Annotated in this window: 14 protein-coding genes; 5 read left to right on the forward strand and 9 right to left on the reverse strand. The window is 73.0% G+C overall.

Annotated features, from left to right (window positions below; all coding sequences use genetic code 11):
- The first annotated feature begins 15 nt into the window (after positions 1–15).
- Positions 16–981, forward strand: coding sequence for an enoyl-CoA hydratase/isomerase family protein (locus FRAAL_RS23005; protein ID WP_011606367.1), 966 nt, complete (start codon positions 16–18; stop codon positions 979–981).
- Positions 982–1,877: 896 nt separating this feature from the next.
- Here FRAAL_RS23005 and FRAAL_RS23010 read toward each other — a convergent pair.
- From FRAAL_RS23010 to FRAAL_RS23020, 3 genes are read right to left on the reverse strand one after another with little or no spacing between them, the layout of a single operon-like run.
- Positions 1,878–3,548 (reverse strand): class I adenylate-forming enzyme family protein, encoded by a 1,671-nt coding sequence (locus tag FRAAL_RS23010; protein ID WP_011606369.1) that lies wholly within the window; start codon positions 3,546–3,548, stop codon positions 1,878–1,880.
- A 22-nt stretch (positions 3,549–3,570) separates the two neighbouring features.
- Positions 3,571–4,716, reverse strand: a complete 1,146-nt coding sequence (locus FRAAL_RS23015) for an alpha/beta hydrolase (RefSeq protein WP_011606370.1) — start codon at positions 4,714–4,716, stop codon at positions 3,571–3,573.
- A gap of 56 nt (positions 4,717–4,772) precedes the next feature.
- Positions 4,773–6,983 carry an acetate--CoA ligase family protein gene (locus FRAAL_RS23020; RefSeq protein WP_231861215.1) on the reverse strand — a complete coding sequence of 737 codons (2,211 nt, stop codon included), beginning with the start codon at positions 6,981–6,983 and terminating at the stop codon, positions 4,773–4,775.
- Positions 6,984–7,204: 221 nt separating this feature from the next.
- On the opposite strand from FRAAL_RS23020, the gene FRAAL_RS23025 reads away from it, so the two are divergent.
- A complete protein-coding gene (locus FRAAL_RS23025) occupies positions 7,205–8,527 on the forward strand; it encodes a PrpF domain-containing protein (protein WP_157892191.1) in 1,323 nt (440 codons plus the stop codon).
- A gap of 105 nt (positions 8,528–8,632) precedes the next feature.
- Here the strand turns inward: FRAAL_RS23025 and FRAAL_RS23030 are convergent, their stop codons facing one another.
- From FRAAL_RS23030 to FRAAL_RS23040, 3 genes are all read right to left on the reverse strand, one after another.
- A complete protein-coding gene (locus tag FRAAL_RS23030; RefSeq protein ID WP_011606373.1) occupies positions 8,633–8,959 on the reverse strand; it encodes an NIPSNAP family protein in 327 nt (108 codons plus the stop codon).
- Positions 8,960–8,966: 7 nt separating this feature from the next.
- On the reverse strand, positions 8,967–9,593 hold the full coding sequence (locus tag FRAAL_RS23035) for a VOC family protein (RefSeq protein WP_011606374.1): 627 nt from the start codon (positions 9,591–9,593) through the stop codon (positions 8,967–8,969).
- 86 nt (positions 9,594–9,679) lie between these two features.
- Positions 9,680–10,990: a winged helix-turn-helix transcriptional regulator gene (locus FRAAL_RS23040; protein WP_011606375.1), complete on the reverse strand. Its 1,311-nt coding sequence runs from the start codon at positions 10,988–10,990 to the stop codon at positions 9,680–9,682.
- Between the two features lie 268 nt (positions 10,991–11,258).
- Between FRAAL_RS23040 and FRAAL_RS23045 the strand changes: the two genes are divergently transcribed.
- Both FRAAL_RS23045 and FRAAL_RS23050 read left to right on the forward strand, forming a co-directional pair.
- A complete protein-coding gene (locus FRAAL_RS23045) occupies positions 11,259–12,494 on the forward strand; it encodes an amidohydrolase family protein (protein WP_011606376.1) in 1,236 nt (411 codons plus the stop codon).
- A 722-nt stretch (positions 12,495–13,216) separates the two neighbouring features.
- The gene (locus FRAAL_RS23050) at positions 13,217–14,560 is read left to right on the forward strand and encodes a glycosyltransferase family 4 protein (RefSeq protein WP_041939669.1); all 1,344 of its coding nucleotides are present in this window, start codon (positions 13,217–13,219) and stop codon (positions 14,558–14,560) included.
- 68 nt (positions 14,561–14,628) lie between these two features.
- Here FRAAL_RS23050 and FRAAL_RS23055 read toward each other — a convergent pair whose 3' ends face one another.
- Complete coding sequence (locus FRAAL_RS23055; protein ID WP_041939670.1) at positions 14,629–15,537, reverse strand: PIG-L deacetylase family protein; 909 nt, start codon at positions 15,535–15,537, stop codon at positions 14,629–14,631.
- A gap of 235 nt (positions 15,538–15,772) precedes the next feature.
- On the opposite strand from FRAAL_RS23055, the gene FRAAL_RS23060 reads away from it, so the two are divergent.
- Complete coding sequence (locus tag FRAAL_RS23060) at positions 15,773–17,593, forward strand: sensor domain-containing protein (protein ID WP_041940900.1); 1,821 nt, start codon at positions 15,773–15,775, stop codon at positions 17,591–17,593.
- Positions 17,594–17,633: 40 nt separating this feature from the next.
- Here FRAAL_RS23060 and FRAAL_RS23065 read toward each other — a convergent pair whose 3' ends face one another.
- The gene (locus FRAAL_RS23065; RefSeq protein WP_011606381.1) at positions 17,634–19,088 is read right to left on the reverse strand and encodes a radical SAM protein; all 1,455 of its coding nucleotides are present in this window, start codon (positions 19,086–19,088) and stop codon (positions 17,634–17,636) included.
- Positions 19,088–21,802 (reverse strand): glycosyltransferase, encoded by a 2,715-nt coding sequence (locus FRAAL_RS23070; protein WP_011606382.1) that lies wholly within the window; start codon positions 21,800–21,802, stop codon positions 19,088–19,090. The genes FRAAL_RS23065 and FRAAL_RS23070 overlap by 1 nt, the downstream gene beginning before the upstream one ends.
- Positions 21,803–21,896 lie beyond the last annotated feature (94 nt).

The raw sequence follows: 21,896 nt of genomic DNA on the forward strand, positions 1-21,896 counted from the left end.
CCCGACGGGAACGTCATGGATCTCGACAAGCACCCCGACCTCGACGGGCACCCCGACCTCGACGGGCACCCCGACCTCGACAAGCACGCCGGCCCCGGCAGGTTCACGGATCCCGACGGGCGCGCCGACTTCGACGAGATCGCCTACGGCACGCGGGACGGGGTCGCCGAGATCCGCCTCGACCGCCCGCAGGCGCGCAACCCCATCTCGGCGCGGCCCGGCGGCACCCGCGACCAGATCCTCGCCGCCCTCGCCGACGCCGAGGCGGACCCGTCCGTCGGCGCCGTGCTCATCACCGGCGCGGGCTCGGCGTTCTCGGCCGGCGGGGACCTGGCCGGCAACCCGATCCGCGAGCACGCCGCCGACGAGGCGCGCTTCCGCGAGACCGCCGACGACTTCCACCGGCGGGTGCGCCGCTGCCCGCTGCCGGTGGTCGCCGCCGTGCGGGGCTACTGCCTGGGCGCCGCCGTCGTCCTCGCCGCGAGCTGTGACCTGGTCGTCGCCGGCGACGACGCCCGCTTCGGCATGCCCGAGGGACGCCTCGGGCTGCCCGGCGCGGCCGGGCTGGTGCCGCTGATCGGACGTCAGTGGGCGAAGTTCCTGATCCTCACCGGCGAGCTGATCGACGCCGGCCTGGCTCAGCGGATCGGCCTGGTCACCGCGGTCGTGCCGGCCACCGAGCTGCACCCGCGCGCCCATGACCTGGCTGCCCGGCTCGCCCGGATGCCCCGGGAGGCCACCACGCTGAACAAGCGGGCCGTGGACGCCGCCGCCGACGCCTCCGGCGACGAGGCCGCCCGCGTCGCGGCCTCGGGCTACGACGTCATCACCCTCGCGATGAGCGGACGGGCGCAGGCCCCCGACGGCCGCACCTTCGCCGAGATCCGCCGCGAGCAGGGCGTCCACGGCCTGAAGGCCGCCCGCGCGGCCCAGTTCACCACCCCTTGGATGCCCGCCACCCCTCCCGACGCCACTATGTGACCCCCGTACGACCGTCGGCAGGGTTCACGAAGGCACGTCGCGCAGCCACAGCGGGCATGGCGATCGAGCCGCCTAAAGGTACATCCGCTAGACAAGCCCTTCGTTGTGCGGACGGGCCAGGACACGCCTGCGCTCGTACCGTTCCTTGGCGGAGCGGTTGCGCTGGTACGCGGGGGCAGCCAGACCCCGTGCGCGAGTCCGCGTCAGGCCTTCCATTCGCCGACTACTTCTCCAGGTTCCTTGAGGAAGGAGGCGAAACGCTGGAGGGTCTTCGGGCATGGCGCCCGGAACCACCTCGTCGAGGAATGCCACGGAAGGTCCGAACCTGATCACGAGATCAGCCGAAAGGCGAACGCAGGGTTCGTGACGGCCCGCCGGAGCCCCTGGCCATCAGACCGCGGACAGCCGCCAGCTCACCGCCGAGTCGTCGCCCATCGACGATCCGCCGCGCCACGCGCACGGGATCCACATGTCCGCGCTGGCCAGGCGTGCCGGAGGGCAGGAACCTGCTGCACGCCGAGAGGTGGGCGTTCTGATAGTCGATGAAGACAGCGACTCGCGGGGCATGACGTAGCCGATCTAGAAAAAAGCCCCGCCAGTCCCGGAGGACGGCGGGGAGAAAGTGATGACCACGCTACTGGCCCAGGCTCCGGCCCGCCAAACGCAGAGACGGTCACTCACTGTGGTCCTTCACTCCGGCAGCCCCGAGCCGGAGTGGCACTACCAGGTCAGGCGAAACCCACCGCTGCGCTCGACGCGCCAGCAGGTACAGCCGGTACTTCTGTCGACCGTGCGATGATCATCTCTGCGACCGCGGCCCGGTCGTCGGCCCGTGCCGGGCGCATCACCAGCATGACCACATCCTCGCCCGCGCGAGACGATAGGCGTCGCCTGGGCTACGAGTCGGGTGCGGGGGCCGGGGGCAGGAGGAACTTGCGGATCTTGCCGACGGAGGTTCGGGGGAGCTCGTCGACGAGGACGAACTCGCGGGGACGTTTGACCGGGCTCAGCCGCCGCCGGCACCAGGCGGCCAGCTCCTCGGCTCCGGGGGCGGCGCCGCGGGGGTCGGCGACGACGTAGGCGACCGGGACCTCGTCGCGCACCGGGTCGGGCCGGCCGACGACCGCCGCCTCGAGCACGCCGGGGTGCTCGGCGACGACCGCCTCGACCTCGACCACCGACACGTTCTCGCCGGCCACCTTCAGCGTCTCGCTGTCGCGACCGGCGAAGTGATAGACACCGTCGGCGTCGCGGTAGGCCCGGTCGCCGGTGCGGAACCAGCCGTCGACGAAGGCGCGCCGGGTTGTCCCGGGGTCGTCGAGGTACCCGGCAAACAGCCGGGCGCCCCGCTCGCCGCCGACGAGCAGCTCGCCGACCTCCCCCGGCGCCCGTTCGCCGCCGTCCGGCCGGGGGCTCAGCCGCACGGCGCAGCCCGGCGTCGGACGGCCCATCGCGTCGGGGCGGGCCTCGTCGGGTCGGCTGGTCAGGACCGCCGCGGTCGTCTCCGTCATCCCGTAGAGCTGGCGGGGACGGCAGCCGAGCAGGGCCGCGAGCCGCTCGTACTGGTCGGCGGTCACGTTCTGGGCGAACCACACGTGCCGCAGCACCAGGGCGTCGCGCCGCTGCGCGCCCCGGGCCAGGATCATCCGCATCGGGGCCGCGAACAGGCTCGCGTGCGTTGCCCGGTGCCGGGCGGCCTGCGCGAGGAACCGCGACGCCGAGAAGGAACCGAGCAGGGCGACACTCGCCCCGACGGAGATGGCGGCGGCGAACGAGTAGTACTGGGCGTTCGCGTGGAACAGTGGCAACGCGACGAGCTGGCGGTCCGCGGGCCCCAGCCCGGCCGCCGCCGCCATCGTCGCGCCCGCGAAGGCGTAGTTGGCCTGAGTGATCACCACGCCCTTGGGTGCGCTGGTCGTGCCGGAGGTGAACAGAACCGCGGCAGTCGTTTCGGGGCCCGGCGTTTCGAGGCCCGGCGTTTCGGGGCCCGAAGTGACGAGGCCCGGAGTGACGAGGCCCGGAGTGTCAGGGCTGCCGGCCGACGGTGCCTGTCCGGTTCCGGCAGCGGCACCGGTCAGGGTCGCAAGCTCGACGTCGTCCTCGTCGACGGCGAAGACGACAAGGTCCGAACCGGCGCCGGCCGACCCGGCTGCGGCTGCGGCTGCGGCTGCGGCTGCCTCGGCGTAGACCGTCCGACGCCGCGGCGAGCAGATCCCGACCACGGCCCTCGTCCGGGTGAGCTGCGCGGCGATCTCCGGGGCGGTGGCGGCCGGGTCGGCGGGCACGATGTGCGCGCCGAGGACGACGGCGGCCAGCCACACGGCGACGAAGGCCGGCGAGTTGGCCAGCGCGAGGTGGACGGCGCCGCCGGCGGGCAGGCCCGCCGCGCGCAGCCGGGCCGCGACCCGTCCGGTGAGCCGGTCGAACTCGGCGTAGGTCCACGTCGTCACCGCCCCGGTCGAGGACTCCCAGCTCAGGAACGGGCTCGCGCCCCGGTCGGCGACCGCGCGCCGCCAGGCCGCGCTGAACGTGGCGGCCGACGCGCTCGTCGCCCCGTTCGCGGTCACGGCGAGGTCTCCGGCCGGGGGCTCACCAGGTCGCGATCGCATCGCACGCCGCGCGCAGCAGGTCGGGCCGGCCCTCGAAGTAGTGCGTCGCCCCGTCGATGAGCAGGTAGTCCTTCTTCGCCGGCCCGATCGCGTCGTGGAGCTGTTCGAGCACCACCGGCGGCGAGCCGGTGTCCGCCGAGCCGCCGACGACCAGCGTCGGGGTGGACAGCCCCGGCAGCCACCGCAGGGCGTCGCCGTTGGTGTCGTCGATCGACCACTGGTTGATCCACGACCGCAGCGTCGTGTAGCGGTTGAGCCCGGCCGGCAGGTAGTCGGCGATCTCGGGGCGGCCCCACAGGGTGCTGCCGATCGTCCGGTCGCTGGCGTCGATGGCCGGATCGAGGAAGCGCAGGTCGGCGCTGGTGCCGTGGACGACGAACGCCAGGTCGTCCAGCCCCGCCGGCCAGTGTCCCGCGGCGGTGACCAGGCGTAGCTGCGCCCGCGCCCAGGCGGTGATCCGCCGGTTGCGGGCGAGCTGCGCGGCGCGGTAGCGGGCGATGAACTCGGCGGAGAACGGCGGGGTGTTGCGAGGGTCGAAGGCATCGAGGTCCGGGTCCCGGCCGAACGGCACGGACTCGTCGATGATCGCCGGGTCGAGCCACTCCATCGACACCCGGGCGCGGGAGGGATGGGCCATGAAAAGCACGATCGAGTCGGCCGGCGGCAGGTCGGCGCGGGTGAGGTCCGGCCCGACGCCGCCCGGCGGGGCCACGACCGTCGGCCGCTCGGCCTGCGCCTGGTAGTAGGGGACGATCGAGCCTCCGCCCGAGTTGCCGACGAGCACGATCCGCTCGTAGCCCCGCCCGCGCAGCGTGCCGATCGCGGCGCCGATGTCGAGCAGGCAGTTCTCGACGTTGAGGTTGGCGTCGTTGCCCACGTAGCGGGTGGCGAGCCCGACCGCGGCGACGCCGAGCTCGGCGAGCGTCCCCAGCGCGTAGTGACCGAGGAAGTTGGCAGTCGGGTGCACGATCAGCACGGCCGTGCTGGGCCTGGGGCCCGCCGGGCGCACCTCGGCCGCCCAGATCGCCCCCGACAGGCGGGCGACGCCCGAGAACACGTCCACCCGCCCGGACGGCGGAATCGGTATCTCCACCAGTTCCCGCTCGACCCCGTTCGGCAACGGCACGACGACCTCCCAGCGACTTCAGTTCCCGGCGGCGGCATCAGCGTTCGGCGGCGGCATCAGCGTTCGGTGGCGGCAGTTCCCGGCGGCGGCGTCACCGTCCCGGCGGCGGCATCGGTTCTCTCGACGAGCACGAGCGCATCGGCCACCACGCAGCCCGACGGCGAGCAGATCAGGGGGTTGACGTCGATCGAGCCGATCCAGCCCGCGCCGGCCACCCCCAGCTCGGCGACGGCCAGCACTGCCTTCGCCAACGCCGACCGGTCCCAGCCGGCCCCCGCGCGCAGCCCCCGGAACACGGTCGCCCCGCCGAGCTCGTCCAGCATCGACTCGACGACCGCGCCGTCCACCGGCAGCAGCCGGCCGACAACCGTGCGGGTCAGCTCGACGAGGATGCCGCCGAGACCGGCCACGACGACCGGGCCGAGGTCGGTGCGGGCCTGGTAGCCGACGAAGGCCTCGCCGGCGCCGGCGAGCTGGCTCTGCACGGCGACGGTGCGCGGCACCCCGTGGGCCGCGGCGATCGCCTGCAGCTCGGCGGCGACCGCGGTCACCTTCCCGGACGCAACACCGAGACGAACGGCGCCCAGCTCGGTGCGGTGCGCGACGTCGGCCAGCTTGACGACCAGCTGGGCGCCGCCGCCGAGGTCACCGGCGCGGGCCGGCCAGTCGGCGGGATCGTCGAGCACCACCCACGGCGCGACCGGCAGGCCGCGCTCGGCCAGCAGCGTCATCGTCGCGGCGAACGACAGCATCGCCCCGGCGTCGCCGCGCACCACGTCAGCCGGCCGCGGTGGCGGGATCGGGCGGGGCGGGGCCGCCGGACGCACGCGGGGCTGCGGCGACAGGTGCCGGGTGATCGCGGCCAGACCGCGCACCGCGCCGCCGAGACCGCGGGCGAAGGCCAGCCCCGGCCCGCCGGCCGTCGCGGTCCACGACCCCAGCCGCGACTGCTGCACGGTGGTGAGCACGACCGGCTTGCCCGCGCGCCTCGCCGCCTCGCGGGCCGGTCCGAGCAGCACCTCCGCTCGCTCGCGGTCCTCCTCGTCAAGCCACCAGGTGACGACGACGGCATCGAGCGCCTCGGCGGCGAGGTAGATCCGCAGCACGTCGTCGAGCGACTCACGCCGGGCCATGGTGAAGCCGGTCAGATCGAGCGGGTTCACGACCTCGGCGCCAGGGATGATCGCCCGCACCTCGTCGGCGATCTCGGTCAGCTCCGGCGTCTCGACCTCCTCGCCGGCCCGCACGTCCGAAGCCCGCACGTCGGCGGCCCGCACGTCGGCGGCCAGCACGTCGGAGGCCAGCGCGGCGACGCCGCCCGACGAGGCGATCACGGCGATCCGCTCGACCGGACGCAGCCGGTGCGCGGGCAGCTGGGCCAGGATCGCCGCCCGGTCCATCAGGTCGTCGACGTCGCGGGCGTCGACGACCCCGGCGGCGCGAAACGCGAGGTCGTAGACCCAGCTTTCGCCGGTCAGCGCCCCGGTGTGCGAGCGCACGATGGCCCGCGCCCGCTCGCTGCGGCCGAGTTTGAGCACGACGACGGGCTTGCCGGCCGCCCGGGCGCGCTCGACCGCCGCGAAGAACGACGCCGGGTCGCGCAGCTTCTCGATGACGACGGTGATGACGCGGGTAAGCGGATCGGCCACGAGGAAGTCGAGGTAGTCGGCCAGCACCGTGACCGCCTCGTTGCCGGCCGAGACCGCCAGGCGCAGGCCGAGGTTGCGCTCGCGGGCCGCCGCCATCGCCGCGCGCATCAGGTACCCGCTGGAGGACACCAGGGAGACCCCGCCGGCCGGCACCGCCACCGCCGTCCCGGTGAACAGCGAGACCCCACTGGTGACGTTCACCAGACCGGTGCAGTTCGGCCCGCACACCGGCAGGGCGGCGCCGGCCGCGGCCCGGGCGAGGCGGTCCTGGCGCTCGCGGCCCTCGTCGCCGGCCTCGGCGAACCCGCTGGCCACGACGACCACCCCGCCGCACCCGAGCTGCGCCGCCTCCTCGACGACGCCCACCGACCCTGCCGCGCCGACCAGGCTGAACACGGCGTCGACCGGCCCGCCGACCGCCCGCAGGCTGGCGACCGTCGACCGTCCGTAGGCGACGCCGGGGCGGGGGCTGACCAGGTGCAGCTCGACGGGCGCGGCGAGCAGGTGGCCCACGGCGACGTTGGACATGGGACGCCGCTCGCTCACCCCGACGACGGCCACGGACGCCGGGTTCAACAACCTGTCCAGCGAACCCGCCCCGGGCTCCGACCCCGCCACGTCCTCCTCCTTCGCCCGGCCTCCTACGCGACGGCCCATCCGTACGACCCACCGGCGCGACGGCCGTCTGTACGACGGCCCTGCGCCGGCGGCAGGCCCGTGATCCCGCGCCAGCACGGTATGCGCGGAACCCTTTCGGTTCGATGCCAGCGCCACGAGCCCGGTGCCGCCGGGCCGACGGCGACCTAGCATCCGGGTGTCGCCGCGAACGGAGGACGGACATGGCTCTCAGCACCGCCACCGCGATTCCGCTGGTGCTCATGCGCGGCGGGACGAGCAAGGGCGTGTTCGTCACCGACGACGCGCTGCCCGGCGCCGGGCCCGAGCGGGACCGGGCGATCCTGGCCCTGCTGGGCTCGCCCGACCCGATGCAGCTCGACGGGCTCGGCGGGACGCATTCGAGCACCAGCAAGGTGGTGCTGGTCCGGCCGAGCGAGCACCCGGGCTGCGACATCGACTACCTGTTCGTCCAGGTCGGCATCGACCGTCCGATCGTCGACTACGCCGGCAACTGCGGGAACCTCACCGCCGCGGCCGCGGTGTACGCGCTGGAGGAGGGCCTGCTCGCCGGCGACGCCCGACCCGGCCTGGTGCGGATGTTCAACCGCAACCTGGGGCAGCGCATCGACGCTCTCGTGCCGGCCCCGCCGACCCGCGGCGTCGGGCCGGACGCCGTCGGGCCGGAGGGTGACAGGCCGGACGCCGTCGGGCCGGAGGGTGACGGGCCGGAGGGTGACGGGCCGGACCGCGACGGACGGGAGGGCGACTGGCGGGAGGAGGCACGGCTCGCGGGGATGCCCACCACGGGGCTCGCGGTGCTGACCGAGTACCTCGACCCGGCTGGTCCGGTCACCGGGGCGCTGCTGCCGACCGGCCGACCGCGCGACGTGCTCACGCCGAGCGTCGGCGGGCCGATCGAGGTGTCGCTCGTCGACCTCGCGGCGCCGATCGTGTTCGTCCGGGCGGCGGATCTCGGGCTGCGCGGCGACGAGGCGCCGGCCGCCCTCAACGCCAGGCCGGGCCTGCTCGCGCGGCTGGAGTCCATCCGCGCCGCCGGCGCCGCCCGCATGGGGCTCGCGTCCGACGAGGCCGCGGCCGCGGTCGACTCCCCGGTCCTGCCCCGGCTCACCATCGTCTCCCCGCCGCCGCCATCGGCCGATCTCGTGGTCCGGGCGACGTCGCTGGGACGCGCCCACCACGCCTGCCCGATCACCACCGCGCTGTGCGCCGCCGCCGCCGCCCGCACCGCCGGCACCCTGCCGTTCGCCTACGCCCGGGTCGCCACCGACACCCACACCACCGACACCGACACCCACACCACCGACACCGACACCGACGCCGCCGACACCGACGCCGGCACCACCGCCCCCGGCACCACCGCTTCCGACGCCGCCGGCCCGGAGACGGTCCGCATCGCGCACCCCAGGGGCACCCTGACCGTCACCGTCCGGACCTCGGACCGTGCGGGTCGGGAGATCGTGGCGGTGGGCGTGCTGCGCACCGCCCGGCGGCTGCTCGCCGGAACCGCCTACCTGCCCGGCTGAGCTGCCTCGGTACACCGGACGCTCGGTGCGCCCAGTACACCGGATGCCGCCGTCGTGCGCGCCAGGGACCCCGTCAGCGCAGGTTGCCGTCAGCGCAGGTTGCCGTCAGCGCAGGTTCGAGAACGGCAGGGGGCGCAGGATGCTGCTGTGGGTTCTCGCCACGAGCAGCCCGTGCTCGGCGGTGCTGCGCAGGCGCACCTCGGCCCACTCGGGGTCCCGGTGGAAGTCGGCCCAGGCCCGCTGGCGTTCGTCGAGGCCGTCCCAGGCGAGCAGGTAGGTGAGGTCAGGGCCGTCGCCGATCACGGTCTCGAAGTAGCCGACCTGACGGAAGCCGTGCCGGTCGAACAGGGGCACGGTGTGGTCGGCGAACCGGTCGTGCAGGGCGTCGCGGTTGTGGCCGAACAGCTCGTAGCGGCGCAGCTCGTACAGCATCGGCGCCTCAGTCGAAGGTGGTCGGCTCGGACGTGACGACGAGCTCGTGCAGCGCGGCCGAGACCTCGGTGCCGTCGCGGCGGGCCCGTTCCTTCGTCGCCGTCCACGCCTCCAGCGCCCGACGGGCCTGGATCGGCCGATCGTTCCAGTCGGCGACCAGCGGCGTCGTGATCTCGAGCCGGTTGCCGTCGGGATCATGGAAGTAGATGCTGTAGATGATGGTGTGGTCGACCGGGCCGAGAACGTCGACGCCGTGCCCGCGCACCCATTCCCGCCATTCATCGACCATGTCCGTGGTGGGCACCTCCAGGGCAATGTGCCGGAAGACGTCATGGGCCGGATGGGAGGGCGCCGCCGCGGCGGGCAGGTCGGGAACCTCGAAGAAGGCCACCGTCGAGCCGTCCTGCATCCGGAAGAAGATGTGCAGGTAGGGCATGGTGTCCCCGGTCGACGGCACCCGCTCGTGCATCACCGCGGCGACGAGTTCCATCCGCATCACGGTGCTGTAGAAATCGGTGGTGGCGGCGGCGTCGCGCGTCACCAGGGCCAGGTGGCTCAGGCGGGCGGGCGCCTGTGCGTCGGCGGGGCGGACCGGTGCGGGAACGACCCTGCGCGGGGAGTTCGTGAAAGTCATCGATCGTCCTCCTCGGGCGGGACGCTACCGCCGGGAAGATGTCGGTTGACGTTCGATCGCGGGCCCGGGGAACCGCCGGGGCGCCGTCATCCCGCCAGGTCGGACGCCGGCCGGATGACCAGCGAGAACATGGCGGCGATCGCCACGCCGAAGGTCGTGACGGCCGGGTCGAGCGGGCGGCGGGAGCGGCTGGCCAGGCCCAGCCCGCCCCAGGCGGTGGGGCCGTTGAAGATCGGCACGAACAGACAGCTGTGGAAGCCGTCGGCCGCCAGCGCGCGAGTGGTCTCCCGGTAGCCGTGCGCGCCGCCGACGATGTCGGCGATCTGGGTCGGCTGGTTGGTCTCGAACGCATGGACCTGGGCGAAGCTGGACCGCAGGGGCACGCCGCCCGCCATCAGCTCCCGCCAGCGCGCGGTGTTGCCCCGCTCGGCGACGAGGTGCATGTGCCCGCCGCCGCGGCGGAAGATCGCCGCGGCGTCACAGGCGGCGCTGGTCACCAGCGTGGTGGTGAGGAACTCCGCCGCCGCGGTCTGCGAGGCGCGGGGCAGCCGGCGGGCGACGTCGAGGACCGTGCGCGGCATCGTCAGCGAGGTCAGCGAGGTCGGCCGGGCGGCGCCGCCGCCGACGTCGTCGCCCATCTCCAGGACGTTCTCGGTGAACTCGTACCCGACGCCGCGCACCGCGCGGATCAGCGGCGTCGGCCGCCCCGCGGCAGTGATCTTGTGGCGGAGCCGGGAGATCTGGATGCGCAGGGCGTTGGTGTCGCCCGGCCCGCCGGCGTTGCCCCACAGCGTGCGGACGATCCGCAACCGCGGCAGGGCCCGGTGCGGGTGGTGCATCAGGTAGACGAGCAGGCGGAACTCGGTGGGCGACAGGGCGAGCTCCGCCCCGTCCAGCAGGCAGGTCCGGGCCCACAGGTCGACGTGCAGCTCGGCGGCGCTCAGGTAGCGCACGGTCGGCTCCCAGGTGTCGCTGACCCGGCGGAGCAGGGCGATGATCTGCGCCCCCAGGGCGGACGGGTCCAGCCCGGTCGGCAGGGCCAGGTCCGCCCCGTCGGTGAGCACACGCACCCGGACCATCGGGTCGAGGTCGCCCAGGACGATGACCGGGGCGTCGCAGGCGCGGCACATCGCGCGGGTCACCTCGACGGCGAACCGCGGGTCGTCGGTGACGACGGCGACCAGCGACGCCCTGCGCAGCGAGGTGGCGCGGCGGGCGGCGTCCGCTCCCGAGGCCTCGACCAGCCGCCACCGCTCGCGGCCCGCCAGCAGGGCCAGCGCCTCGGCGTCGGGCCGGGCACCGTCGGCCACCACGACGACGGGACCGTCCAGCCGCACCTCCCGGCGAGGGTCGCCACCGGGCTCCTGGGCCCGCTGCGCCTGCGTGTCTGCCCGCATGTCCGGCTCCTCTCGCGGCGACGGTCGCGACGTGCACGAACGGCGATGGACTGTGTGTCGCGTGTCACTCTGCGGATGCTGGACGATATCCCGACTCCTCGGTCGAATGTCAGCGTTCCACGATCCGCGGGAGGCTCTGAAACGATCCGCGCTTTTCAGCCCGAAAAAACGGGCTTTATCCGTACACCGGCGATGACCGACAGGTAGGCGACATCTTGTCGGCGTTACGTTCGGGCCATCGGCCGGTTCGGAGAGCTGCGAGGCGCGCATGGAACTCCCCAGGATCGAAGTCCCCAGGATCGAACTCCCGAGGATCGTCAGCACCGATGACCACGTCGTCGAGCCGGCCCATCTGTGGCAGAGCTGGCTGCCCGCGAGGTTTCGCGAGCGCGGCCCCCGGGTCGAGCGTCGTGGGGTCGCGAGAATCCGGGTGGTCGGCGCGGGCCCGAAGTACGCCCACGATTTCGACCCGAGCGGGCGTCCGGCGGACTGCTGGGTCTTCGAGGATCTGGTCTTCGTCCAGAAGCGCACCACGGCCGCGGTCGGATTCGCCCGCGAGGAGATGTCGCTGACCTCGATCACCTACGACGAGATGCGGCCGGGCTGCTACGACCCGAAGGCCCGGCTGGAGGACATGGACGTGAACTGGGTCGAGGCGTCGCTGTGCTTCCCCACGTTCCCCCGGTTCTGCGGCCAGACCTTCCACGAGGCGACCGACGACCGCGAGCTCGGCCTGGCCTGCGTCGAGGCCTACAACGACTGGATGGTCGAGGAGTGGTGCGGCGACTCCGGCGGGCGACTCATCCCGTTGTGCCTGGTCCCGCTGTGGGACGCCGACCGCGCGGCGGCCGAGGTCCGGCGCAACGCCGCCCGCGGCGTCCGGGCCGTGGCGTTCAGCGAGATCCCGCCGTTCCTCGGCCTGCCCAGCATCCACTCCGGCTACTGGGACCCGCTGTTCGAGGCCTGCGACGAGACCGGCACCGTCGTCTGCATGCACATCGGGTCGTCCTCGCGCATGCCGTCGACGTCGGCGGACGCGCCGCACGCGGTGAACGCCTCCGTCGCGTTCAACAATGCCATGGCCTCGATGTCGGACTATCTCTGGTCGGGTCTCATGGTCCGTTACCCGAACCTGAAGCTCGCCTATTCCGAGTCACAGATCGGCTGGATTCCGTTCCTGCTGGAGCGGATCGACGCCAAGTGGCGTGACGCCCGTTCCTGGCTCGGCGACGGAGGCCTGCCCGAGCCGCCGTCGCACTACTACCACAACCGCATCTTCGGCTGCTTCTTCGACGACCGCTTCGGCGTCCGGTCCCGGCACGACGTCGGCATCGACAACATCACCTTCGAGACCGACTATCCGCACACCGACTCCACCTGGCCGAACACCCGGGAGGTCGCCGAGCGACTCATGGCGGGCGTCCCCGACGACGAGATCTACAAGATCATGCGAGGCAATGCCATCCGCATGCTCGGCCTGGATCTGGACCTCGACCGCCCCTGACGGTTCGCTGCCAGCCGGCGGGGATCGCGCCGCCCGCCCGCGGTTGTTCGACTGACAGGCCCGCCGGATCCGCGCACCGCCATCGACGCGCCGCGCGGGTCCACGGCGCCCTGTCGCCGGGCTGAATCCACGCCGCCGGAAGGAATCGGAGCCACCGGACGGCATCTGGAGTCACCGGACGGGATCGGAGCCGCCCGATGGATCGGCCAGCGGGCGGGATCAGCCAGCGGGCGGGATCAGCCATCGGGCGGGAACGGTCGCCCGCCGAGATCAGTCACCCGCCGGGATCAGCCATCGGGCGGGAACGGCGGGGCCTGGTCACGGGCGAGACCGCCGAACTCCGGCGCCAACCCGGTCGTCGAACTCCGCGGCCGGCACGCCCCATCTCCACGTCACGGAGTTGAAAGGGACGATAGATCCCATTTTGAACCGTCAGTAAGACCTGCGGTCCGACCCGAGGGACCGCCGAACCACACGGCCGCACTCCACCCTTACGCGAATGTTAACTTTTGCCCGTCGGCAAGCGCCGCCGGTTGGTGGACCGCCCCACGGCCGCCGCGACCGGCACGACCGGGGTACCAGCACCAACTCGTCACCTTAAGTTTCCCTCAAACTCGCTGGAACCAGCGGACCGCACGTACGCGCGACCCGTCCACCCAGTAACGTATTGGCGATATTCTTCGCACTCTCTCGTTACGGCACGGCGGAATCGGGGACACCACGTGGCGGAGTCATTGCTCTCTTTCCAGCGGCTGTGCATTCTCTTCTTCTGCGAGCAGTACCCGCCGGTCGTCTGGGACGGCGCGGGTACCTACACGGCCGCCCTGGCCGCGGCGCTCGCACGGCTCGGCCACGAGGTCCATGTGCTGTGCGCGCAGGGTTACCAGATTGCCGACTCCGTGGAGGACGGGGTGCACGTCCACCGGCGCCCGTTACTGCGAGTGCCGGTCAGCCGCGCGCTGGGAAGGATAGGCGCCCAGCTTCGAGGGCCGCTGTACCCGCGTGACTCGCTGACGCTGCGGGCCAGCCTCCCGCTGTCCTACACCCTGTGGACCCGCCAGCTCGGGCTGCGACCGGACGTGATCGAGACGCAGGACGGCGAGACCCGGGCCCTGATCCAGGCGGCGCGCCACTCGGTTCCGCTGGCCATTCACCTGCACTGCCCGACCATGCTCACGGTCCGGCTCTCGGGCCAGCCGATCGGGGCGAAGGGTCTGCTCGCCGACCGGTTGGACCGGATCTCGACCGCCCGGGCCGACGTGGTCACCTCCCCGTCCCAGCTCCTCGTCGACACGCTGCGGGAGCGGGGCTGGCTGGATGACCGCGAGGTCGAGGTGATTCCCAACCCCTTCGACGCGGAGCCGTGGCTGAGCGTTCCCGACGTCGCCGACACCACGCCGACCATCGCCTGCGTGGGCCGGCTCGAGGCCTTCAAGGGCGTGGACGTCCTGCTCGACGCCTCGGCGCGGCTGCGGGCGGCGGGGGTGTCGCACCGGCTGGTGCTCGCGGGGCGCTCGGCGGGTGAGATCGACGGGATCGCCTCGGGCGAGTGGCTGGCCCGTCGGGCCTTCCAGCTCGGGCTGGACGTGGAGTTCACCGGCCACCTGTCCAGTGCGCAGCTCCAGGAGGTCTACCGGCGGGCCCGGGTCGTCGCGGTGCCGAGCCGCTTCGAGAGCTTCTCGATCGTCGCCGCCGAGGCGATGGCGGCCGGGCGGCCGGTGGTGACCACGAACCAGGCCGGGGTCGCGCCCTTCGTCGAGCGGTGGGAGGCGGGGTCCTCGGTTCCGGCGGGCGATCCGGCGCCGCTGGCCGACGCGCTGGCGCCGTTCCTGCTCGACCCCGCGCGGGCGAGCGCGTTCGGGGCCCGGGGGCGTCTCGGCGTGGTCGAGATCGAACCCGCGGCCATCGCCCGGCGCAAGGTCGAGGCGTACCGGCGGGCCATCGCGCACTTCGGGGCGCAGAACCTGCCGCAGCAGCGGCGCCGGTCGAGCCCCCCGAGCACCGGCGCCCTCTACCCCGACCTGCCCGGGGAGCGGCGCCGGCACTGGCCCGCCCCCCGCGGCTGACGCGACGCCCGCCCCGCCGGCCCGGACCGATCGCCCGCCGTGCTGTGGGCGGCGCGGGCCGGCCCGCGCTACTGGTGCTGGCCGGAGCCGGCGTCGGAACGCCACGGGCGGTCGAAGTCGAGATGGTTCAGCGCCCCCGCGTCGACGTAGACCTCGTACGGGCTCTGCAGGGTCGCGAGCAGCGAGCCGGTCACCGGCGCGGCGGCGTCGGGCTCCGCGTCCCCCTCCCCCACCTGGGTGGCGTGCTCCGCGAGGGCCAGGCGCTGGCGCTCGCGCAGGCCACGTGCGTCCACCAGCAGCGGACGGCGTTCCCGCAGCCGGTGGACCGGCTGGACGAGCAGCCGCTGCGCCGACCAGCCCGCCGACCCGTACCCCAGGGTCCAGGGCCAGTGCGTCCAGAGCCAGACGGTGTATTCGAGCACCTGGCCGCGGTACCCGGTCGCCGCCACCGCCCGGCGGACCGCCTCGTTGGTCGCGTCGTGGTCCGGATGGCCCTCGCAGGAGGTCGGCGCCAGGATCTGCTCGGGCTCGAGGGCGCCGATGAGCTCGCCGATCCGCGCGGCGACGGCCGCCACCCGGTCGCTGAGCTCCGCGTCGGGAAATCCGAGGAACAGCACGTCGGACTCGTCGACATCCAGCAGGGCGCAGGCCCGGCGGGTCTCGGCCTTGCGCAGCTCGACCAACTCCGCCGGGGGCAGCGTCGCCGGCTCCCCGCGGGAACCGTCACTGACGATCACCACCGTGACCGGGGTGCCGGCGGCCCGCTTGCGCAGGATCGCCACCGCGCACCCCAGCGTCTCGTCGTCGGGATGCGGGGCGACCACGAGACAGGATCTCGTCGCCATGGACGAGGTGATGTCGATGCCGCGCCGGGTCCAGGCCCTGCGCCACAGCGAGCGCGCCGGCACCATCACCCGGTCGCGCGTCGTCTCCGGATCCCCCGGGATCACCCGGCGGACCGCCTTCGCCACATCCATCCCGTCGATCTCCCCGTGTGCGACTGGTGACCCGGGCGGATCACGGCCGAAATCACTGTAGCGAGCGCCGCCGACACCCACGGCCGCGGCCGGCGGCGAGGGACTGGTCAAACCCCGGTGACCCGCGGCCTACCGCCACCATCTTCGCGGGTGATGCGCATTGTGTCTGACTGATTACCTTCGGCGCGATCGGGTATAAGACTCCAGGGACCAGCCGGGCGGAGTGGGAGCGGTCGTGACGCAGGGGGAGCGTCCGGACCTTTTTGAGGTACTGGACATAGCGGTCGTCGAGACCGGTGCGCGGGATCATCGCATCCGGCGCGCCAACGCGGCGGCCTGCGCCGTGCTCGGCCGCCCCGAGTCCGAGGTCGTCGGCCTGACCTGGGAGGACATCGCCGTCCCGGAGGACAGGGAACGCTGGTCCGAGCAGGCGCGCCTGCGGCTCGCGACGGGCCAGCCCAGGACCCGGATGATGCTGCGCCTGCTGCACCCGGACGGCGCCATCGTGCACGCCCTGTCCACGATCGCGCTGCTGACCGATTCCGGCGGGGAAGAGTACTTCCTCTCCACTCTCCAGGACGTGTCCGAGGAGATCGCCGCGCACGACCGGCTCCGGCTCGTGGTGGAGAACACCCCGGTGTCGATCTTCCTGGCGGACCGCGACGGCCGGGTCCTGGTGAGCGAGGGGACGGTGAGCCCGCAGGCTGCGGCGGGGCTGTGGGAGGCGCGTCAGTCCTCCATCTTCACGACGTTCGCCGATCTTCCGCAGGCCGTTTCGATCATGCGCAGGGCACTGGCCGGGGAACGGGTCAACGAGATCGTCGAGGCGTACGGCCGCTGCCTCGACGTGCATCTCGTGCCCATCCGGGACGGCGGCGAGGTGGGTTCCGTCGCCGCGGTGGTCACCGACATCACCGAACGACAGCAGGCCTTGGCGGACCTGCGGGTCCGGTCCGCCGAACAGGCGGTGATCGCCGAGCTCGGCCAGCGGGCGCTGGAGGCCGAATCCCCGGCCGCGCTGTGGGAGCACGCGGTGACGGCGCTGGCCGACCATCTCGGCGCCGACCTCGTGCAGGCCCACGACGTGGACGAGCACGGACACCGGGGTGACCTGCTCGCCCTGGTGGATCGGCGCGTCCCGCCCGAGGCCGCGGCGGGCTCGGCCCCGGCCACCGGGGACGCGGGCACCGGGGACGCGGGCACCGGGGAGGCGGGCACCGCGGACGCCGGCGGCCGGACGGTCCCGGTCGGGCGGGCCGACCAGGTCCTGGCGACGATCGAGGTCCGCCGGCCACCGGGCGCGGAGCCGTTCACCGACCAGGACGACGCGTTCCTCCACTCCGTCGCCGCGGTACTCGGGTCGGCGGCCATCCGCTTCCGGATGGAGAGCGAGATCCGCCACCGATCCCTGCACGACGGACTCACCGGGTTGCCGAACCGCACCGCCCTGCTCGACCATCTCGGCCGGGCGCTGCGCCGCGCCCGCCACGACGACCGCCGGGTCGGGGTGCTCTTCATCGACCTCGACGGGTTCAAGGCGGTCAACGACACCCTCGGCCACCAGGCCGGCGACGAGGTGCTGCGGGCCACCGCCGACCGCCTGGGGCACGCGGTGCGCCCCGGTGACGTGGTGGGCCGGCTCGCCGGAGACGAGTTCGCCGTCCTGTGCGAGAACGTGGACAGCATCGCGGACCTGGCGACGATCGCCGACCGGGTGCTCGCGGCGCTGGAGGTGCCGAGCCAGCTGCGGGAGGCGCCCATCGTGCTGACCGGCAGCGTCGGCCTCGCCCTGTCCGGTCCCGAGCTGTCCGGCCCCGAGCTGGGCGGCGAGGAGCTGGGCGGCGGCGAGGAGCTGCTGAACGCCGCCGACATCGCGATGTACGCCGCGAAGCGGGCCGGACCCGGCCGGCGCATGGCCTACGACCGGTCCATGCGCACCCTGCTGACGAACCGGCTCGCCCACCCCGACGAGCTTCGACACATCCTGGACGCGAATGAACTGATCATGCTGAGGCTCACCGCGGTCTCGGCACTCCTGCACGCCGCGCACTGCTGACCGGCGGGACTGCTGACCGGCGGGCGCCACCGCCCTGTCGTCACAGGGCGGTGTTGATGATCGCCTCGACCAGCGTACGGCCGTCCCGGGTCAGCGTCACCGTCCCGGCGGCCTCGTCGACGCCGACGAGCCCGCGCTCGGCCAGGGCGCGGAACCGGCCGAGCCACGGCTCGTCGAGCAGGCAGCTGCCGGGGAACCGGGCGCGGTGCAGGCGGTCCCGCAGCGGCTGCAGGGTGGACAGGGCCATTCGGATCGCCCGTGCCTCACGGGCGGCCGGCGAGAACGAGGTGGCGGACGCCAGCGGCAGCCGCCCGGACTCGACGGCCGCGGCGTAGCGCCCCCAGGCCACCTCGGTGATCGCCTCCGAGGTCCGGCAGCTCGAACTGCCACCGAGACCGATCGCCACTTCGGCCTCCTGCCGGTCCTGATCCACCATGATCGACTTCCAGGTCTCGGGGCCGAGCCCGGCGCGGGCGAAGTACATGGTCGGATGCTCCACATAGCCGGCGTCGACCAGCCCGTCGGTGAGCACCTCACGCATCTGGTACTGCTCGCCCAGCGTCGGCCACCGGTGACCTTCCGCGGCGAGCCGGTCGCGGTAGGCGGGGATCTGCCAGGCCGCCGGTCGTTCCCCGGCGACCCCGGTCCTCGTCTCGGCGTACGGCCGCAGGTGGAGTTTCGTGCAGACCACCGCGGTCAGTCCGGTGTCCACGACGACGGCCAGGTCCCGGCGGACGCTGTCGACGGTCTGGTCGAGCAGGCCGTACATCAGGTCGACGCTGATCCAGGCGAATCCCAGCCGCTGGGCGTCCCGGACGAACTCCACGCACCGTGCGCCGGTGTGCGGCCGGCCGGACTGCGCCAGCACCCGGTCGTCGAAGGACTGCACCCCGCAGGACAGCTTGGTGACGCCGAGCTCGGCGAGCGTCTCCAACTTCTCGGCCGTCAGGCTGCTGGGATCGCCCTCGAACCGGATCGCGGTGTCGGGGGTGAAACCGAAGTGCTCCCGGTAGAACCCGAGAAGCCGGCGGATGGCGGATGCGGGCAGCAGGGACGGTGTGCCGCCGAAGACGTTGAACTCGCCGACGGGCGCAGCCGCCAGCGTGGGCACCCGGTCGAGCCAGAGGCGGGCCTCGGCGATGTTCAGGTCCACCCACCGGGCCGCCCGGTCCGCGGCCACCGCGGGTTCACCGGCGATCAGGACCGTCGGGTACTGGCAGAATCGGCAGCGGTAGGAACAGGTCGGAATGTAGGACCACAGGTGGATGGGCGCGGTGTCGGCGAGCTGGTCGGCGAGGTCGGCGAGGAAACGCTCCGGCGGATGGTCGGCCAGGTCGCCGGGAAAGACGTGCGCACCGAACGGATCCCGGGCGACGTAGTCCAGCAGCTCCCGGTTCCGCGGCGCGCCGAGCACGGACAGCACCGTCGGAGCCGGGTACGACGGGTCGAGTTCCCGCAGAGACGCCAGTTCCGCGTTCTCGTCGACGATGGTCATCAGAACACCCCGCCGTTGCCGAAGTAGTCGTGGGCCGCACCCGATTCCCGGTCCTCGCAGTAATAGCGGACGAACTCCCGGAAACGGCCGGCGGGGACCTCGCGCAGGCAGGTGGGCAGCGGCGGTGGTAGACCGATGTCCGACCCCGCCGTCGCCCGCAGCCGGGCGAAGATCTCGTCGGCGAACTCGAAGTACAGCCGGTAGCTCGGCGTCTTGTAGGCGTGGATCGGGGTGAGGTCGACGACGCGCATCTCGTCGATGATCTCGGCGATGCGGCGGCCCAGCCGCCGGGCCAGCGACGGCGTGAAGAAGTCCGCCACGGCGTCGTCGTCGAGCAGGGACGGGGTGAGCAGGACGGGCAGGATCGTGTTCTTCGGCGTGAAGTCCTTGACGGAGAACTCCCACGCCTGCCGGGCCTGCGCCGCGGTGAGGTCCCGGGCTCGGTCGACGGCGAGGTCGGGGTCCCGGATGTCGCGCATCACGATCGTGCCGCCCTGACCGTACGCCCGGCCGGCGATGACCTCGTCCAGGGCATGGTCGACCCGCCGGGGGTTGATCTCGACCCGCGATCTCGGCGCGTACACGATCTCCTCACCGGATCCTCGCACCGAGATGCCGAAATCCCAGTCGTCGGACAGGTGCGGGACGAACCGGCCGTCCTGAACCTGATAGAAGATCTCTATTCCGCCGACCTTCTCGTACGCGCCGCGCTCGACCGCGAAGCCCTTTCCGTCGGGAAAACCGCCGAACAGGCGGAAGGTCACCGCACGGCAGCGCAGGGTGCGGTCGATCGCGGCCCACAGCCGCGGCCGGCCGGCGAAGTGCTCGGCGCGGTAGTAGTAGTCGCAGACCCCGATCGCCGCCTTTCCCACCTCCATGGCGACGAACAGCTCCCACAGCCAGGTGGGGTCGACCCGGCAGTCCGCATCCGCGGAGACCAGGTAGAACCGCCGGGCCGGCTCGGCGTCGGTCCGGGCCCGGCTGCGCGCGACCGCGAACTGCATGCCCGCCCGGCGGGCGCAGGCGACCCCCTGCTCGCCTTCGTGGATCACCTGGACAGGAAGGTCGGGGTGCGCGGCGGCGAAGCGGCGGGCGACGTCGACGGTGGCGTCGGTGGAGTTGTTGTCGACGACCACCACCTCGTAGGGCACCCTGACCCGCAGCGGTGACCCGTCGTCGCCGCGCTGGCCGTACAGGGACGCCAGCACCGCCGGCAGGTTCGCGGCCTCGTTGTAGACCGGCAGCACGACGGTCATCCGGATGCCGGCGTCCATCGGTGTCGGCCGCAGCGTGGGCCTTGGTGTGGGCCCTGATGTGGGCCCTGATGTTGGCCCCGGTGTGGGCCCTGGTGCCGTCGCGGGCCCGACCATACCGTCGAGCAGGTCGCCGACCAGGCGGCGACCGAGGGCGAGGCGACGGGCACCGAGCCGGTGGTTGACGGCGACGGTCCGCCGGCGCGTCTCGGCGTCGCCGAGCAGGTCCGCGACGGCGTCGACGAAGTCGGGGGTCGGCAGGTCGCCGGCCGCGAGATCCATCACCGGCGCCTGGAATCCGGCGCTGCCATACACCTCGTCGTACAGGTCGTAGCCGGTGGTGATGTACGGAACGCCGGCGGCGATGGCCTCCCCGATCGGATTGCCGTAGCTCTCGTAGTCGCCGGAGGTCAGGAACGAGACCAGGTCGGCATGGGCGAACAGGTCCTGCACCGAATACCCGCGCCCCGCCGGTCGACCCACCTCACCGGCGTGCGGGGCGAGCCAGCCGCCGAACACCACCCGGTCGGCCACCCCGAGCCGTCGGGCGAACGCGGCGAGACGCGTGTACTCGGCCGGGGATTCCGCCCGGTCGCCGGTGACGAACAGGTAAATGTCGTCGGCCAGCCGCGGATGGGCGAGCAGCGCCGCGAGGAGGTGGATGTCGCGGTCGATGCGCTTCTGCGGAATGAGGCGGGTGGGACGGGCGATGAGGAGGGCCTGCGCCGGAATGCCGTGGTCCCGACGGAAGGCGGCGTTGTGTTCGTCGACGACGGCCGGCGACGCGCTGAACGTGTTCGGCAGGACCGCGAGGTGACGCAGATCGGGCTGCCAGTGCAGCATCCGGCGGCGGGCCTCGGCGTGCTGGACCAGATACTGGATGTGCGGTGAGTCCGCGGGGGCGACGGCCTGCGGATAGGGAAAGGTTCCGTACTTGCCCGCGCCCGGCTCGCTCTGCCACATCAGGTCGTGGTCGCGCCAGAGCACGAACCGACCGAGCCCCTCCTCGCGCCCGTACCGCTCGATGGCCAGATACAGCGCCCGGGTGTAGGTGATGTTCTCCGGCAGCGTGCCGTTCTCCACCAGCACGAACGAGACGCCGAACCGCCGCCAGGTGTCGACGATGCGGCGACTGATCTGCTCGGCGACTGCATCGATGCGCGGCCCGAGCCGCTCGTCGTCGCCGGCCTGGACCACCTCGCGCAGCACGGCGGTCACGAAATCCGCGTCATATCCCGCCACGGCGTCGAGCCCGTCGATCCGGGCGAGCCGAACCCAGTCCGGCAGCAGCGCGGCCTCGTCCCGGTAGGGCCGGAAGAACGCGTTCTTGTCGGCCTTCACGTCGTACCCGAGGTCGAGGTGGACGCGGTAGCCGCGCTCGGAGAGGATCCGGGCGGTCTTCACGAACTCGACCACCACGCCCGAGATGGGGGTCGCGTCGAAGGAGATTCCCCAGAGCACCGGTTCGCCGCATCCCACTGCCACACCCGCCTTTCGGCCGTCTGCCGTGGTCCGCGACGCGCGAGGAGCAGTCGCAGCCGACCGCGACGCGGCG

It is taken from the genome of Frankia alni ACN14a (assembly GCF_000058485.1).
GTDB lineage: Bacteria > Actinomycetota > Actinomycetes > Frankiales > Frankiaceae > Frankia > Frankia alni.

What these genes read in the sequence shown, in the direction of transcription:
- FRAAL_RS23005 (WP_011606367.1), top strand. Translation starts at nt 16, where the DNA reads ATGGATCTCGACAAGCACCCCGACCTCGACGGGCACCCCGACCTCGAC.
- FRAAL_RS23025 (WP_157892191.1), top strand. Translation starts at nt 7,205, where the DNA reads ATGGCTCTCAGCACCGCCACCGCGATTCCGCTGGTGCTCATGCGCGGC.
- FRAAL_RS23030 (WP_011606373.1), bottom strand. Translation starts at nt 8,959, where the DNA reads ATGCTGTACGAGCTGCGCCGCTACGAGCTGTTCGGCCACAACCGCGAC.
- FRAAL_RS23035 (WP_011606374.1), bottom strand. Translation starts at nt 9,593, where the DNA reads ATGACTTTCACGAACTCCCCGCGCAGGGTCGTTCCCGCACCGGTCCGC.
- FRAAL_RS23040 (WP_011606375.1), bottom strand. Translation starts at nt 10,990, where the DNA reads ATGCGGGCAGACACGCAGGCGCAGCGGGCCCAGGAGCCCGGTGGCGAC.
- FRAAL_RS23045 (WP_011606376.1), top strand. Translation starts at nt 11,259, where the DNA reads ATGGAACTCCCCAGGATCGAAGTCCCCAGGATCGAACTCCCGAGGATC.
- FRAAL_RS23055 (WP_041939670.1), bottom strand. Translation starts at nt 15,537, where the DNA reads ATGGATGTGGCGAAGGCGGTCCGCCGGGTGATCCCGGGGGATCCGGAG.
- FRAAL_RS23065 (WP_011606381.1), bottom strand. Translation starts at nt 19,088, where the DNA reads ATGACCATCGTCGACGAGAACGCGGAACTGGCGTCTCTGCGGGAACTC.